Genomic DNA, 15417 nt, shown 5'->3' on the forward strand with positions numbered 1-15417 from the left:
GCGCCTCGCTCAGGATGACCCGATGGCTCAAGACCTCGTGACGTTCCTCAGCGCACGGCTGGACGAGGAGACCGATCTCGCCCGACGCTGCGGCGGTGACGGATGCCGCGAGTGGACCGCTGACGGGCACACCGTCGACTTCCTCCGGGGAGAACTCGCTGGACTCCACCCCGCCATCGCCCAGCACGTGGACTCCTGACGGGAGAGCGTTGACGGCAGCGCGCTCAGGCCTGGCCCAGCACGCGCCGGAACGTCGGGCACTCCATGTGCGTCGGCGCCGTGCAGGCCGCCGCGTGCCGCAGGTCGTCGCGCATCAACGCGAGCTTCCGGATCGTCGCGTCCAGCTCGTCGGCCTTGGCCGCGAGCATCTCGCGGTTCGGCGACGGGCGGCCGTCCGGCGAGAACATCAGCAGGATCTCCTCCAGCGAGAACCCCGCCGTGCGGCAGACGCCGATCAACGCCAGTTGCTCCAGCACGGCGACCGAGAACACCCGTGCGAGGCCTTGGCGGCGCACGCAGGTGATCAGGCCCCGCTCCTCGTAGTAACGCAGGGTCGAGGCGGGCACGCCGGAGCGCCGCACCACCTCGCCGATACCGATCTCGTCCACGACACTTGACCTCAAGCCGACTTGAAGTAGGACGGTAAGAGCATGACATCTGAGGTGAACAGCGAGCAGGCGGCCTGGTGGAACGCGGCGGGGCAGGGCTGGGCGAACGTGCAGGACATCGTCGACCTGATGCTCCGCCCGTTCCAGGACCTGCTCGTCCAGGTCGCGCTCGAACGACCGCGCGAACGGGTTCTCGACGTCGGGTGCGGCACGGGTGGGGTCACGAGGGCGATCGCCGAGGCCACGGGTGCGACCTGTGTGGGCGTCGACATCTCCGAGACGATGCTCGCCGCGGCGCGTGAGCACGGACAAGCGGAGTACCTCCTGGCCGATGCCCAGGTGCACACGTTCGACGAGAGCTTCGACCTGATCGTGAGCAGGTTCGGGGTCATGTTCTTCGACGACCCCACGGCCGCCTTCCGCAACCTGCTGCGAGCCACGTCGCCGGGAGGCGAGCTGTGCTTCATCACGTGGCGCACCGCGGACGAGAACCCGTTCATGACCGCCGCGAACAGGTTCGCGGCCCCGCTGCTGCCGGACGCGCCGGTGCCGGACCCGGACGGACCAGGGCCGTTCGCCTTCGCCGACCCCGGCAAGACGCGCAAGATCCTCGAAGAGGCGGGCTGGGGCGGGATCGACATCCGTCCGGTGGACCAGGTCCGCGCCTTGCCCGAGGAGCTGCTGATTCCGTACCTGAGCAACCTCGGACCGATCTCCCGTGCGCTCAAGGCAGCCGCGGAGTCCGAACGGCCCCGGATCATGAGCAACGTCCGGGGCGCGTTCGACGGCTTCGTGCACGGGGACGAGGTGCGGATTCCGGCCGCGGTGTGGCAGGTCACCGCGCGAGTGCTGTGACCGTCGGCCTTCGCCCCGTCTTTCGACGGGCAGACGGGCACATCGTGGTGCCGGCCCCGCGTCCTCGTACTGGTTGTACGGGGGCGCGGGGCCGGTGCCGCGAGGTGTCCTGCTGAGCGCCGGAAGACGCGGTGGAGGTCGGCGGTCACAGCACTAACTCCACTCTGACTGGCGCTGCCAGGTCAGCAGGTTGTCGAGGACCTCACCGGACCAGCCGCGGGGGTCCAGTTCGGCGTGCGAGGCGTAGCGGCCGCGGTAGAACAGCAGCGGCTGCGCCTCGCGCACCGGGCCCAGTTCGACGACCGAGCCGACGACCACGTGGTGGTCGCCGGCCTCGTGCACGACCGACACCCGGCAGTCGACCCAAGTCAGCGCGCCGTCGAGCACCGGGGCGCCGGTCGGGGAAGGCGTCCACGACACGGTGGAGAACTTGTCCGTGCCCGCCCTGCCGAACACCGTCGAGACCTCGCGCTGGTCTTCCGCCAGCACGTTCACGCAGAACGAGCCGGCCGAGGCGATCGCCGCCCAGCTGCGCGAGGTCCGTTGTGGACAGAACAGCACCAGCGGCGGGTCCAGGGACAGCGCCGCGAACGCCTGACAGGCGAACCCGACAGGTCCTTCGGCCGACATGCCGGTCACCACGGTCACCCCGGTGCAGAAGTGACCGAGAACGGAACGGTAGCGGGCTCCTACTTCCGGACGCCCACGCTGAAGTCGTGTCCCCACAGGCTCACCGCCGTGCTCTCGCGTGCGATCCAGTCCTCATCGTCGACCTGCCGTCCCTCGCAACCGAACTCGACGTCGAACCCGCCGGGCGTCTTCATGTAGAACGACAGCATCAGGTCGTTCACGTGGCGGCCCAGGGTCGCCGACATGGGCACCTTCCTGCGGATCGCCCGGTCCAGCGTCAGGCCCACGTCGTCGGTGTTCTCGACCTCGACCATCAGGTGCACGATCCCGCTCGGCGTCGGCATCGGCAGGAACGCGAGGCTGTGGTGGCGCGGGTTGCAGCCGAAGAACCGCAGCCACGCGGGCGGTCCGTCGGCGGGCCTGCCGACGAACTGCGGGGGCAGGCGCATCGAGTCGCGCAGCCGGAACCCCAGCACGTCGCGGTAGAAGTGCAGCGCGGCCTCGTCGTCCGAAGTGGACAGCACGACGTGCCCGAGCCCCTGCTCCTCCGTCACGAACCGGTGCCCATACGGCGACACCACGCGCCGGTGCTCCAAGGCCGCGCCGTGGAAGACCTCCAGCACGTTCCCGGACGGGTCCTCGAACCGGATCAGCCCGTTCACGCGCCGCTCGGCCAGGTCCTCGGCCGAGCCTTCGACGTACGCGACACCGGCCGAGGCCAGCCGTTTCGCGACCTCGTCCAGCTCGGCCTCGGTGGCGGCCTCCCACCCGGAGGCCTGCAGGCGGTCCGCCGAACCCGGCACGATCACCAGCCGCGCCGGGAAGTCGTCCATCCGCAGGTAGAGCGCACCGGGAGTGGAACCCTTGCCCTCCACCATGCCGAGGACCTTGAGCCCGAACTCGCGCCACCGGTCCATGTCGGTGGCCTCGATGCGGAGATAGCCCAGCGACCGGATGCTCATCACGCCTCCGTCAGGAAGTCGAGGGCGAGCCTGTTGAACTCGTCGAACTTCTCCAGCTGCGCCCAGTGCCCGCACCCGCCGAACACGTGCAGCTGCGCACGCGGGATCAGCTTCGTCGCCAGCAACGCGCCGTCCAGCGGGTTCACCCGGTCCTCGCGGCCCCACACCAGCAACACCCGCTGGCGCAGCTTGTAGGCCTCACGCCAGAGCATGCCCTGCTCGAAGTCCGGGCCGGAGAACGACTTGCCCAGCGCGGCCATGGCGCGCAACGACTCCGGCTGCCGCGCGGCCTCGAACCGTTCGTCGATCAGCTCCTCGGTGATCAGGGACTGGTCGAACACCATGATCCGCAGGAACTCCTCGATCTTCTCCCGCGTGGGTGTCCTGGCGAACGCGCTGAGCTTGCGCACGCCCTCGGTCGGATCGGGCGAGAAGACGTTCAGCGACAACCCGCCCGGCCCCATCAACACGAGCCGACCGGCGCGCTTGCCGTGGTCCAGGGCGAACCGGACCGCCGTGCCACCACCGAGCGAGTTGCCCAGGATGTGCGCCTGCTCGACCTCCAGCGAGTCGAGCAGGTCCTTCAACGCCCTGGAGGCGAAGGAGAAGTACTGGTCGTGCTCGGCCGGCTTGTCCGACTGACCGTAGCCGGGCAGGTCGACCGCCAGCACGCGGAACGACTTCGCGAACACCGGAATGTTCGCGCGGAAGTTGCTGAGAGACGACGCTCCAGGCCCGCCGCCGTGCAGCATGACCAGTGTTTCCGCGTTGCCGGAACCGGCTTCGTGATAGTGCAACCGCACGCTCATCAACGCCTCCTCAGAACAAGCCGTCGCGGACCTGGATGCCGAGCTCGTTCTTGCCGTACAACACGAGCACGCGCTCTGGGTCGTTGGCCGCGTGCACGCGTGCGGCGTGCGCGTCGCGCCAGAACCGCGGCAACGGCAGGCCGGCGTTGATCGCCTTGCCGCCCGCGCTCTCGAAGAGCCGGTCGATCGCGGAGATCGCCCGCGCGCTGCCGAGCACCTGGTCGCGCCGGGCCCGCAGCCGCATCTCGATCGGGATCTTCGTGCCGGCGACGGCGTGCGCCCACTCGTCGTTGATGTCCTTCTCCAGCTGCCACCACGCGGTGTCGATGTCACTGGCCGCGGTGGCGATCCGCACCTGGGCGAACGGGTCGTCGACCGATTTCTCGCCCAGGTAGGCGGCCCGGACGCGCTCGCGGGTCGCGGTGACGTGCACGTCGTACGCGCCGGTCGCCATGCCGATCATCGGCGCGGTGATCGCGTACGGGTGGATCGTCCCGTACGGCATGCGGAACAGCGGGCCGGGATTGACCTCCTGGCCAGGACAGACGCACCGAGCCGTGTGGGCCATGCTCAACGTGCGGTGCTCCGGCACGAACACGTCGTCCACCACGATGTCGTTGCTGCCCGTACCGCGCAGACCGACCGTGTCCCACACGTCGTTGATCGTGTAGTCGGCGATCGGCAGCAGGAACGTCCGGAAGTCGACCGGCTTGCCCTCGTCGTTCATCACGAGGCCGCCGAGCAGCACCCACGTCGCGTGGTCGCAGCCGGAGGAGAAGCTCCACTTGCCGCTGAACCGGAAGCCGCCCTCCACGGCGGTCGCACGGCCCGTCGGCGCGTAGGAGGACGAGATCCGGGTGTCCTGGTCCTCGCCGAACACCTCGTCCTGCGCCGCCACGTCGAACAGCCCCACGTGCCACGGGTGCACGCCCAGCACGGACGCGACCCAGCCCGTGGACCCGCACGCGCTGCCGATCATCCTGACCGCGGTGTAGAAGTCGAGCGGGTGCGACTCGAAGCCGCCGTACCGCACGGGCTGCAGCATCCGGAAGAACCCGGTCTCCTGCAACGCCTTCACCGACTCCGGCGGCACCTTGCGCAGTTCCTCCGCCTCGGCCGCGCGGTCGGCCAGCGCGGGCAGCAGTTCGCGCACCTTGCCGAGGATTTCCTCGCTCATCGGACTTTCTCCCTGCTCAGCTCCAGTGCGATGTCGATCAGCTGGTCCTCTTGCCCGCCGACGAGCTTGCGTTCGCCCGCCCTCACGAGGATCTGCGCGCCGGACACGCCATAGCGTTGCGCCTGCGTGTACGCGTGTTTGAGGAAGCTGGAGTAGACGCCCGCGTACCCCATCATCAGCGCCATCCGGTCGAGCAGGCACTCCTCGGGCATGACGGGCCGGACGACGTCCTCGGCCGCGTCCACGATCTTGAAGAAGTCGACGCCTGTCTCGAACCCCAGCTTGTCGCACACCCCGACGAACGCCTCCAGGGGCGTGTTCCCCGCGCCTGCCCCGAATCCGCGCACGCTGCCGTCGATCTGCTTCGCGCCCGCCCGTGCCGCGGCAACGGAGTTCGCGACGCTCAGCCCGAGGTTCTCGTGCCCGTGGAAGCCGACCTGGGCATCGGAACCCAGCTCGGCGACCAGTGCCTCGACCCGCTCGGAAACCTGCTCCAGCACCAAAGCACCGGCCGAGTCGACCACGTAGACGCACTGACACCCCGCGTCGGCCATGATCCTCGCCTGGCGAGCCAACGCCTCCGGTGGCTGCGAGTGCGCCATCATCAGGAAGCCGACGGTCTCCAGGCCACGTTCGCGAGCCAATGCGAAGTGCTGCACGGACACGTCGGCCTCGGTGCAGTGCGTGGCGATCCGGACGATCGAGGCGCCGTTGTCCTGCGACACCAGGATGTCGTCCTTCACCCCGACACCCGGCAGCATCAGCACGGCGATCTTGGCCTGCCGGGCCGTCTCGGCCGCGACCTTGATCAGTTCCTGCTCGGGCGTGTGGCTGAAGCCGTAGTTGAACGACGACCCGCCCAGCCCGTCGCCGTGCGTCACCTCGATCACCGGCACCCCGGCGCCGTCGAGTGCCGCGACGATCGAGCGCACGTCGTCCACCGTGAACTGGTGCCGCTTGTGATGCGAGCCGTCACGCAGTGACGTGTCGGTCAGCCGCAGACTCGGACGTTGCCGCACGGGCGATCTCCTCCCCCACCTTGGTCGCGGCGGCCGTCATGATGTCGAGGTTCCCGGCGTACTCCGGCAGGAAGTCGCCCGCTCCCGCGACTTCCACGAAGATCGCCACCCGGCCGGCGTCGAACTGGGGTTCGCGCAGCAGCCGGAACCCCGGCACGTACGAACGGATGTCGGTCTCCATCCGGGCGATCGAGTCCGTGATCGGATCCGGATCGGCGTCCTCGGGAATCGCGCAGAAGATCGTGTCGCGCATGATCATCGGCGGGTCGGCCGGGTTGAGCACGATGATCGCCTTGCCGCGGCTTGCCCCGCCGATCTCCTCGATGCCCCGGCTGGTCGTGCGGGTGAACTCGTCGATGTTGGCCCGAGTACCCGGTCCCGCCGACACCGACGCGACGCTCGCGACGATCTCCGCGTACGACACCGGAACCACCCGCGAAACGGCGTGCACCATGGGAATGGTGGCCTGGCCACCGCACGTGATCAGGTTGATGTTGGGCGCGTCCTGGTGCTCGCCGAGGTTCACCGGCGGCACGACGTACGGCCCGACGGCGGCCGGTGTCAGGTCGATCGCCCGGACGCCCGCCTCGGCGTAGCGCGGGGCGTTGGCCCGGTGCACCGCCGCGGACGTCGCCTCGAAGACGACGTCCGGGAGCTCGTCCTGGCGCAGCAACCACTCCGCGCCGTCGACCGAGACCTCGAGGCCGTGATCGGCCGCGCGCCGCAGTCCCTCGCTGGCCGGGTCGATGCCCACCATCCAGCGCGGTTCCAGCACCGGCGAGCGCAGGAGCTTGTAGAGCAGGTCGGTGCCGATGTTGCCGGAGCCGACGATGGCCGCCTTCACAGAAACCACCAGTAGCTCTCGTGGCGTTCAAGCCGGGGCGAGACATCGCCTCCGCCAGAGGCGCGCTGCGCAATCCAACGGTCCGGCGTCGTACTCATCATGGCTCCCTGTAGATTGCTCTTGTGCGGACGGCATACAGGTGCCGGGCTTACCCGACCCCCGAACAAGCTGCGGTGTTCAACCGCACTTTCGGTTGCGTCCGTCTGGTGTGGAACAAGGCCTTGAGCGAACGGTGCCGCCGCTACCGTGAAGAAGGTGTGCGCACTTCGTACAACCAGACATCCGCCACACTCACGGAGTGGAAACGCACCGAGCACCTGTCCTTCCTCTCGGAAGTCTCCTCGGTGCCGCTGCAGCAGACACTCCGCCATCAGCACGCGGCGTTTCAAAACTTCTTCGCCAAGCGGGCGCGCTATCCGAGGTTCAAGTCCCGCAACGGCCGCCAATGTGCGCACTACACGCGCTCCGCGTTCCGAATGCAGAACGGCGTGCTGTCCCTCGCCAAGACCAAACTGCCGCTGCGATTCGTATGGTCGTTCGGCGGCGTGGACGTGACCAAGGTCGACCCGACGACGGTGGTTGTCACCCGAGAACCTGACGAACGCTGGTACGTCACCTTTGCTGTTGAGACCGAGACATCTACGCCCGCCACACCTGCAGGCCATGCAATCGGGATCGACCTGGGTTTGACAGACCTCCTGGTCACCAGTGACGGCCTGCGGATCGCCAATCCGCGGCACCTCGCCCGCAGGGTGCGCAACCTCGCTCGGTACCAGCGCCGAATGGCTCGCTGCAGACGGGGAAGCAACAACCGCCGTAAAGCGAAGGCCAAAGTAGCTCGCATCCATCGGAAAATTCGCAACGCACGGCAGGACTTCCTGCACCGCACGACGACGAACCTCGTGCGTTCGGCCGACTTCATCGCCGTCGAAGACCTCAACGTCGCAGGAATGAGGCGCAACAGACGTGTAGCACGCGCCATTTCCGACGCGAGTTGGGGCGAGCTCAAGCGTCAGCTGGAATACAAGTCTGCACGCACTGGCCGCACACTGGTCGTGGTCAACCGGTGGTACCCCTCGACCAAGACCTGCTCGGCATGCGGGTACCTGCTGTCTGAACTGGCTTTGTCCGCTCGGCACTGGTCGTGCCCGAGTTGCCGCGCCCGGCACGACCGGGATTTCAACGCGGCGAAGAACATCCTTGCGGCTGGTCAAGCCGTAGCCCGAAACACATCGGGTGATGCCTGTGGAGCTGATGTAAGTCGACAAGGGTCCTCCCTTCCGCGATCGGCTGTGAATCAGGAAGCCTGCGCCGTGAGGCGCAGCCCTTAGGGGTTCCTTCGCCGCAAGGTGATGGAGCAAAGTCAATCGAATTTCAGGTCTACGGAGCCGAGTCCAGCGAACTCGGCGTGGAACTCGTCACCAGGCCTCGCGTCGATGGCGCGCGTGCACGAACCGGGCAGCACGATGTCGCCGGCCAGCAACCGGACGCCGAAGCTCGCGACCTTCGCGGCCAGCCACGCCACCGCGATCGCCGGATCGCCCAGCACGGCGTCACCACGTCCTTCGGCGACGATGTCACCGTTGCGGCGCAGGGTGGCCGCGACGGCACCTATGTCCAGTTCGGACGGACGCACGCGCTCGGAGCCGAGCATGAACCCGGCCGACGAGGCGTTGTCCGCGATGGTGTCCTGCAGGCCGATCCGCCAGTTCTCGATCCGGCTGTCGATCAGCTCGATGGCCGGTGCGACGAACTCGGTGGCGTCGAGCACGTCCTCGACCGTGCAGCCCTCGCCGGGCAGATCGCGGGCCAGCAGGAACGCGATCTCCACCTCGACGCGCGGGTACAGGTACGCGGAGGCGTCCGCGGTGCCGGCCAGCTGCATGTCGTCGAGCAGGTGGCCGTAGTCGGGTTCGTCCACGCCCATCATCTGCTGCATCGCGAGTGACGAGAGCCCGACCTTGTGGCCAATCACGTCCCGGTTGCGGTGGCGGACGTTGAGCAGCTGGATCTCGTACGCGTCGACGACGTCGATGTCGGGATACAGCTCCACCAGCGGTCTGATCGGCACGCGGTCGCGTTCCGCCGCGCGCAGCAACTCGGCCGCCGCCTCCCTGGACTGGATCGTCAGCACCTGGCCTCCTTCGCTGCGTGGTGCCCTGCCCGGCGGCCCGAGAAGACGCAGTCGGCGAGCGCGAGGCCGCTGACGTAGGACTCCGAGCACACCCCGACCGCCGATCGGCCGGCCGCGTACAGGCCCGCGACTCCTCGCACCTGACCGGTGTCCTCGTCCACGACGAGTCCGCCGAGCGTGAGCATCGGGCACGGGTAGCCGAACCCCGCGCGCACCGACACGTTGATCAACGAATAGGGCGGCGTCCCGAACGGTTCGGGCGGCGCGATTCCGGCCTTGGCCGCGACCTCCTCGATCGTCGGCGCGGTGACGAGGCCGCGGCCGAGCAGGTAGCGGACCTGCCAGCGCTGGAACGGTGCCGTCTGCGTCTTCACCTGGGCGCGCGCGGTCCGCAGGATCTCGTCGTCGATCAGCAGCCAGGCCTTGCCACCGCGCTCGACGATCTCGCCCCCGATGGCCGCGCCGTAGCGGGTCGCGTCACCGAACCGCTGCCCGGCCGAGTCGACCAGGACCCCGCGCTGCAACGCGCTCGGCGGCGTGACGAACCGCCACACCGAGATCTTGTCCATGCGCGCGGTCCTGCCACCGGCGGCGACGCCGAGCCGGATCCCGCCGCCGTCGTCGCCGGGCGTGCCCAGCGCGAGGCCGCCGCGGTGGGCCGGTGCGTGCTCGTGGACCAGGGCCCGGTCGGAGATGAAGCCGCCGGCCGCGATGACCACGCCCTGCCCGGCGTGGACCACCAGCGGCCGGCCGAACCGTTCGAGCCACGCTGCCAGCCCGAACAGCCTCCTGCCCAGCGGCGGGTAGTAGAGCCAGGGTTTGGCGCCCGCCTTGGACAACGCGCTGTGCAGAACACGGGGAAGACCGGTGAGGGTCCGGCACCGGACGCCCGTCACCCGGCCGTCCGCGACGATGAGCTCGACCGCGCGGGTCTGCGGCATGATCCGCACGCCCGCGCGCTGGGCCGCCTCGGCCAAGCGGGTGAAGAAGACCTTGCCCGACGTGCCTTTCGCCCTGGTCCGATGCCCGCGCGGCGCCGGATCGGGCCAGGCGTCCTCACTGCCCGAGAGGTACAGGTAGTGGTCGTCGGTCGGGTACGAGGTCTTGAACGGCGAGACCCGCGCGTCGAACGGGACGCCCTGGTCCTCCAGCCACGCCAGCATCTTGGCGCTGTCCTCGCAGAACCGCCGCAGGGTCTCCGGCGACACCGCGTCGCGGACCTCGTGCCTCAGGTAGGAGTACATCGCGTCGACCGAGTCGGTGACACCGGCCTCGACCTGCTGCCGCGTCCCGCCGCCCGCGTAGACGACGCCGCCGGACAACGCGGTCGCGCCGCCACCGGCGAAGCGGTCCAGCACCACCACGGACGCACCGGCCGTCGCGGCCTCGACGGCGGCGCACGCGCCGGCCGCGCCAAAGCCGATGACGACCACGTCAGCGGTGACCTCCACGCAACCCTCCTGGAACAGGTTCTTGGTCAGAAACAGGTTCTTGGTGAGTCGACTTGCCTGGAACTCCTACACCATAGCGCCAAACCGCCTCAGAACTATAACCTGTTCTAGTCTGAGCTCCGGGAGGTGCGATGTACGACGTGATCGTCGTCGGCAGTGGCGCGGCAGGCATGACAGCCGCGCTCTGCACCGCTCGACACGGCCTGCGAACCCTGATCATCGAGAAGGCCGCCCACTACGGCGGCTCCACCGCGCGGTCGGGCGGCGGCATCTGGGTGCCGAACAACGCCGTGGTCGCCGCCAACGGCGTACCCGACTCGCCGGAGCGCGCCGCCACCTACCTCGCGCACATCGCTCCGGACGTCCCGGACGAGCTGCGCAAGGCGTTCCTGGACGCGGGACCGGCCATGCTGGCGTTCGTCTGCGCCCACACGCCGCTGAAGTTCCGCTGGGTCCGCGAGTACTCCGACTACTACCCGGAGGCGCCAGGAGGGCAGCCGCGCGGCCGCTCGGTCGAGCCCCTGCCGTTCAACGCGGCCCTGCTCGGCGAGGACGTCAAGGACCTCGAACCGCCCTACGTGCCGACGCCCGCGGGCATCGTGATCACCCAGACCGACTACCGGTGGCTCACCCTGATCGGCAGGCATCCGCGCGGCATCCTCACCGCCGCCAAGGTGTTCGCACGCCGGTTCCTGCCGGGCCGCCGCCTCACCATGGGCCAGGCGCTGACCGCGGGCCTGCGCGCCGGGCTCACCGCGCTGAACGTCGAGGTCAGGCTCAACACCGCGATGACCGACCTGCACCACGAGAACGGGCGCGTCGTCGGCGTTCTCGTCGGCGAGAAGGTGATCCTGGCGAAGCACGTGGTGCTGGCGTCCGGCGGGTTCGAGAACAACGAGCAGATGCGCAAGCAGCACCAGAACATCGGTACGGAGTGGACGGTGGGCGCGAAGGCCAACACCGGTGACGGCATCGAGGCCGGTCAACGAGCCGGAGCCGCCGTCGCGCTGATGGACGACGCGTGGTGGGGCCCGTCGGTCCCGCTGCCGCGCGGCCCGTTCTTCCTGCTCGCGGAACGATCGCTGCCCGGCTGCGTGCTGGTCGACAAGACCGGCCGCCGGTTCGTGAACGAGGCTGCGCCCTACATCGACGTGGTCAACGCGATGACCGGCGACACCTGGCTCGTCTTCGACCACTCCTACCGCGGCCGTTACCCGTTCTGCGGCATCCCGCCCCGGCGCCCGCTCCCCCGGCGCTGGAAGGAGTCGGTGCTCACCGCGCCGAGTCTGGAAGAACTCGCACAGGAAGCCGGCCTGCCGGAGCTCACCGAGACCGTCCGGCGGTTCAACACGCTGGCCGTCGACGGCAGGGACGTGGACTTCCGCCGCGGCGACAGCGCGTACGACCGCTACTACGGCGATCCGCGCACCAAGCCGAACCCCAACCTCGCGCCGCTGACCACCGGCCCGTTCTACGCGGTCAGGATCGTGCCCGGTGACCTCGGCACCAAGGGCGGCCTGCGCACCGACGCCCGCGCGCGCGTCCTGCGCGAGGACGGTTCGGTGATCGACGGCCTGTACGCGGCGGGCAACACCAGCGCTTCGGTCATGGGCCACACCTACGCGGGCGCGGGCGCCACCCTCGGACCGGCGATGACGTTCGGGTACCTCGCCGGCCTCGACATCTCTGGAGGAGAGCGATGACGCAGGACAGCGTGCGGCTCATCGACGCGGGCACGCCGCCGGCACGGTTCGCGCGCGGCTGGCACTGCCTGGGGCTCGCCAGCAGCTTCCGCGACGGCGAACCGCACGCCATCGAGGCGTTCGGCACGAAGCTCGTGGTGTTCGCGACCGACGACGGCAAGATCAACGTCCTGGACGGGTACTGCCGCCACATGGGCGGCGACCTCACCCAGGGCACGATCAAGGGCAACACCATCGCCTGCCCGTTCCACGACTGGCGCTGGGCGGGCAACGGCAAGTGCGTCGACATTCCCTACGCCAAACGGGTTCCGCTGCGGGCGCGCACCCGGTCGTGGATCACGCTCGAGGAGAACAAGCAGCTCTTCGTGTGGAACGACCCGCAGGGCAACCCGCCGCCCGAGCACGTCACGATCCCGCGCATCGAGCCGGCGTTCAGCGACGAGTGGAGCAACTGGACCTGGGACTCGGTGGTGATCGACAACGCGAACTGCCGCGAGATCATCGACAACGTCGTCGACATGGCCCACTTCTTCTACATCCACTTCGCGTTCCCGACGTACTTCAAGAACGTGATGGAGGGCCACGTCGCCTCGCAGTACCTGACGACGCGCGGCCGCCCGGACGTGGCGATGGGCTCGAACTACACCGGTGACGTGGAAGTCCGGTCGGAGGCCGCGTACTACGGGCCGTCCTACATGATCGACTACCTGTGGAACGACTACAAGGGCATCGAGATCGAGACGGTGCTGATCAACTGCCACTACCCGATCTCGCCGACGTCGTTCAAGCTCCAGTGGGGCGCGATCGTGAAGAAGCTGCCGGGCGTCGACGACGTCCACGCGGACAAGATCGCGGCGAAGTTCGCGCGCGGCATCGGCGTCGGGTTCCTGCAGGACGTGGAGATCTGGCAGAACAAGTCGCGGGTGGACAACCCGTTGCTGTGCGAGGAGGACGGGCCGGTGTACCAGCTGCGGCGCTGGTACGAGCAGTTCTACGTCGACGTCGAGGACGTCACCGACGACATGGTGCGGCGCTTCGAGTTCGAGGTCGACACGAGCCGGGCGATCGAGGTGTGGGAGAAGGAGGTCGCCGAGAACCTCGCACGCCAGGAGCAGGCGACGTGAGCGAGCGCGACGAGTTCCTCGTCGGTGGCATGGTGCCGGTCGGGTGCGACTGCGGCAACCGGGTGCTGGTGAAGAAGAACAGCCCGCAGCACACGAGCGTGCAGTGGCTGTCCGACACCCGTGACTGCCCTGAACTGTGCGGCGCGCGGGCGGCGCTCGTGCCGACGTGCCTGCGGTTGCGCGACAGCATCGAGAAGGCCGTGCGCGAGGGAACGCTGGAGGTCGCCGATGGCTGAGGTGCACCGGCTGCGGGTCGACGCCGTGATCGAGGAGACCGCCGACGCGCGCTCGTTCGTGCTGTCGGGCACCGACTTCGCGGTGAGGCCCGGCCAGTTCCTGACCGTGCGGGCCGGTGACGTGGCGCGCTGCTACTCCCTGTCCAGCGCGCCGGGTGAGCCGTTGAAGATCACGGTCAAGCGGACGCCGGACGGGTACGGGTCGCACTGGATGTGCTCGTCGCTGACCGCCGGGATGGAACTGGACGTGCTCGCACCGGCCGGGGTGTTCACGCCCTCGTCGCTGGACGGGTCGTTGCTGGCGTTCGCGGCCGGGAGCGGGATCACGCCGGTCATGTCGATCATCCGGGCCGTGCTGACCCAGGGCTCGGGGCGGGTGTTCCTGGTGTACGCCAACCGGGACGAGGCTTCGGTGATCTTCGCGGGAGAGCTTTCCGGGCTGGCTCGTCAGCACCCGGATCGGCTGACCGTCGTGCACTGGTTGGAATCGGTGCAGGGACTGCCTTCCGCGGCAGGGCTGCGGGCGTTCGTCCGCGATTGTGACGAGGCGTTCGTGTGCGGACCTGGTCCGTTCATGGAGGCCGCGCGCAAGGCGTTGCACGACGTGCCGGTCGTGCACGTCGAAAAGTTCGTGTCGCTGTCCAGTGATCCGTTCTCGGCCGTGGTCCCGGTGGCCGACGACCGGCCGGACGCCGTCGTCGAGGTCGAGTTGGACGGTGAACGGCACCGGATCCCGTGGCCCGCGCGGACGAAGCTGCTCGACCTGTTGCTGGAGAAGGGACTCGACGCGCCGTACTCGTGCCGCGAGGGTGCCTGCAGCGCGTGCGCGTGCCGGCTGGTCGAGGGCGAGGTCAAGATGCTCAACAACGACGTGCTCGACTCCGAGGACATCGCCGAGGGCATCGTGCTGGCGTGCCAGTCGGTTCCGGTCACCGACACCGTGAAGATCACCTACGAGTGAGGGGCGCCTGATGCCGATCGATCCTTCCGTCGCCGTCGGGGCGGAGCTTCCCGAGGTGAATTTCTCCTGGACCGAGTCCGACGTGCTGCTCTACCACCTGGCGCTGGGGGCGACCGAGCTCCGTTACGTCTACGAGCAGGGCCTGCGGGTGTTGCCGACGTTCGGCGTGGTGGCGCCGCGCTTCCACGAGACCGCGCCACCCGCCGTGTCGTTCCCCGGTGTCGACATCGATCTGGCCCGGGTTCTGCACGGCACGCAGGAGATCACCGTGCACGCTCCGCTGCCGGCCGAGGGTGAGGCCGTGCTGCGGACGCGGATCGCGGACGTGTGGGACAAGGGCAAGGCGGCGGTCATCGTGCAGGAGTCGACGGCCGTGACGCCGGACGGGACCGCGCTGTACACGACCCGGTCCAGCATCTTCGCTCGTGGCGAGGGCGGGTTCGGCGGGGAACGCGGGCCTTCGGGCAAGGTCGAGGTGCCTGAACGCGCGCCGGACTTCGTGATCGAGACGCCGACGCTGCCGCAGCAGGCGTACCTCTACCGGCTGTGCGGTGACCGCAATCCGCTGCACGCCGATCCCGAGTTCGCGCGACGGGCCGGGTTCGACGCGCCGATCCTGCACGGGCTGTGCACGTACGGCGTGGTGTGCAAGGCGGTGATCGACGCCGTGCTCGACGGGCCGGAGCAGGTGGCGTCGTTCGGGGCGAAGTTCGCGGGCGTGGTGTTCCCCGGCGAGACGCTGACCACGCAGGTGTGGCGGGACGGTCCGCGGCTGGTGCTCACGACTTCCGCCGGGGACCGTCCCGTTCTCGCCGACGCGGTGCTGGGGCGTGTCCTGTAAGTCCGTCCGCGACAGTCGCGGCCGAGGGCCCCGGAGACGGCACCGCCGCAACGCCCGAATACG

Annotated in this window: 17 protein-coding genes; 8 read left to right on the forward strand and 9 right to left on the reverse strand. The window is 69.0% G+C overall.

The features are described 5' to 3' along the window. Positions 1-22: 22 nt before the first annotated feature. Complete coding sequence (locus tag AB0M48_RS00645) at positions 23-199, forward strand: hypothetical protein (protein WP_363834851.1); 177 nt, start codon at positions 23-25, stop codon at positions 197-199. A gap of 25 nt (positions 200-224) precedes the next feature. Here the strand turns inward: AB0M48_RS00645 and AB0M48_RS00650 are convergent, their stop codons facing one another. After that, positions 225-608 (reverse strand): helix-turn-helix domain-containing protein, encoded by a 384-nt coding sequence (locus AB0M48_RS00650; protein ID WP_363834854.1) that lies wholly within the window; start codon positions 606-608, stop codon positions 225-227. A gap of 42 nt (positions 609-650) precedes the next feature. Here AB0M48_RS00650 and AB0M48_RS00655 point away from each other — a divergent pair, with 42 nt between their 5' ends. After that, the gene (locus AB0M48_RS00655) at positions 651-1463 is read left to right on the forward strand and encodes a class I SAM-dependent methyltransferase (protein ID WP_363834857.1); all 813 of its coding nucleotides are present in this window, start codon (positions 651-653) and stop codon (positions 1461-1463) included. A 153-nt stretch (positions 1464-1616) separates the two neighbouring features. Here the strand turns inward: AB0M48_RS00655 and hsaB are convergent, their stop codons facing one another. The 6 genes from hsaB to AB0M48_RS00685 are packed head-to-tail and all read right to left on the reverse strand — an operon-like array spanning position 1617 to position 6913. Continuing rightward, positions 1617-2189 (reverse strand): 3-hydroxy-9,10-secoandrosta-1,3,5(10)-triene-9,17-dione monooxygenase reductase subunit, encoded by a 573-nt coding sequence (gene hsaB / locus AB0M48_RS00660; protein WP_363834860.1) that lies wholly within the window; start codon positions 2187-2189, stop codon positions 1617-1619. Beyond that, a complete protein-coding gene (gene hsaC / locus AB0M48_RS00665; RefSeq protein ID WP_363834863.1) occupies positions 2153-3055 on the reverse strand; it encodes an iron-dependent extradiol dioxygenase HsaC in 903 nt (300 codons plus the stop codon). The genes hsaB and hsaC overlap by 37 nt, the downstream gene beginning before the upstream one ends. Beyond that, positions 3055-3864, reverse strand: coding sequence for a 4,5:9,10-diseco-3-hydroxy-5,9,17-trioxoandrosta-1(10),2-diene-4-oate hydrolase (hsaD, locus tag AB0M48_RS00670; RefSeq protein ID WP_363834866.1), 810 nt, complete (start codon positions 3862-3864; stop codon positions 3055-3057). The genes hsaC and hsaD overlap by 1 nt, the downstream gene beginning before the upstream one ends. 10 nt (positions 3865-3874) lie before the next feature. Further along, positions 3875-5041, reverse strand: a complete 1167-nt coding sequence (gene hsaA, locus AB0M48_RS00675) for a 3-hydroxy-9,10-secoandrosta-1,3,5(10)-triene-9,17-dione monooxygenase oxygenase subunit (RefSeq protein ID WP_363834869.1) — start codon at positions 5039-5041, stop codon at positions 3875-3877. Continuing rightward, positions 5038-6060 carry a 4-hydroxy-2-oxovalerate aldolase gene (gene dmpG / locus AB0M48_RS00680; RefSeq protein ID WP_363834872.1) on the reverse strand — a complete coding sequence of 341 codons (1023 nt, stop codon included), beginning with the start codon at positions 6058-6060 and terminating at the stop codon, positions 5038-5040. Before dmpG ends, hsaA begins: the two co-directional genes overlap by 4 nt. Continuing rightward, positions 6014-6913 (reverse strand): acetaldehyde dehydrogenase (acetylating), encoded by a 900-nt coding sequence (locus AB0M48_RS00685; protein ID WP_363834875.1) that lies wholly within the window; start codon positions 6911-6913, stop codon positions 6014-6016. The genes dmpG and AB0M48_RS00685 overlap by 47 nt, the downstream gene beginning before the upstream one ends. A 164-nt stretch (positions 6914-7077) precedes the next feature. Between AB0M48_RS00685 and AB0M48_RS00690 the strand changes: the two genes are divergently transcribed. After that, positions 7078-8235: an RNA-guided endonuclease TnpB family protein gene (locus AB0M48_RS00690; protein WP_363834878.1), complete on the forward strand. Its 1158-nt coding sequence runs from the start codon at positions 7078-7080 to the stop codon at positions 8233-8235. A gap of 32 nt (positions 8236-8267) precedes the next feature. On the opposite strand, the gene AB0M48_RS00695 is transcribed toward AB0M48_RS00690, so the two are convergent. Both AB0M48_RS00695 and AB0M48_RS00700 read right to left on the reverse strand, forming a co-directional pair. Continuing rightward, positions 8268-9038 carry a 2-keto-4-pentenoate hydratase gene (locus AB0M48_RS00695; RefSeq protein WP_363834881.1) on the reverse strand — a complete coding sequence of 257 codons (771 nt, stop codon included), beginning with the start codon at positions 9036-9038 and terminating at the stop codon, positions 8268-8270. Next, positions 9032-10489, reverse strand: a complete 1458-nt coding sequence (locus tag AB0M48_RS00700) for an FAD-binding protein (RefSeq protein ID WP_363834884.1) — start codon at positions 10487-10489, stop codon at positions 9032-9034. Before AB0M48_RS00700 ends, AB0M48_RS00695 begins: the two co-directional genes overlap by 7 nt. 131 nt (positions 10490-10620) lie before the next feature. Here AB0M48_RS00700 and AB0M48_RS00705 point away from each other — a divergent pair, with 131 nt between their 5' ends. From AB0M48_RS00705 to AB0M48_RS00725, 5 genes are read left to right on the forward strand one after another with little or no spacing between them, the layout of a single operon-like run. After that, positions 10621-12192, forward strand: a complete 1572-nt coding sequence (locus AB0M48_RS00705; RefSeq protein ID WP_363834887.1) for an FAD-dependent oxidoreductase — start codon at positions 10621-10623, stop codon at positions 12190-12192. Next, entirely contained in the window at positions 12189-13316 is a 1128-nt protein-coding gene (locus AB0M48_RS00710; RefSeq protein WP_363834889.1) for a Rieske 2Fe-2S domain-containing protein, read from the forward strand. Before AB0M48_RS00705 ends, AB0M48_RS00710 begins: the two co-directional genes overlap by 4 nt. Beyond that, positions 13313-13552: a hypothetical protein gene (locus AB0M48_RS00715; RefSeq protein ID WP_319983731.1), complete on the forward strand. Its 240-nt coding sequence runs from the start codon at positions 13313-13315 to the stop codon at positions 13550-13552. The genes AB0M48_RS00710 and AB0M48_RS00715 overlap by 4 nt, the downstream gene beginning before the upstream one ends. Further along, complete coding sequence (locus AB0M48_RS00720; RefSeq protein ID WP_363834893.1) at positions 13545-14513, forward strand: ferredoxin--NADP reductase; 969 nt, start codon at positions 13545-13547, stop codon at positions 14511-14513. The genes AB0M48_RS00715 and AB0M48_RS00720 overlap by 8 nt, the downstream gene beginning before the upstream one ends. Before the next feature lie 10 nt (positions 14514-14523). Further along, complete coding sequence (locus AB0M48_RS00725; protein WP_363834896.1) at positions 14524-15354, forward strand: MaoC/PaaZ C-terminal domain-containing protein; 831 nt, start codon at positions 14524-14526, stop codon at positions 15352-15354. The last annotated feature ends 63 nt before the right edge of the window (positions 15355-15417 follow it).

Source organism: Lentzea sp. NPDC051208 (assembly GCF_040682435.1).
In the GTDB taxonomy this organism is placed as follows: Bacteria; Actinomycetota; Actinomycetes; order Mycobacteriales; family Pseudonocardiaceae; genus Lentzea; species Lentzea kristufekii.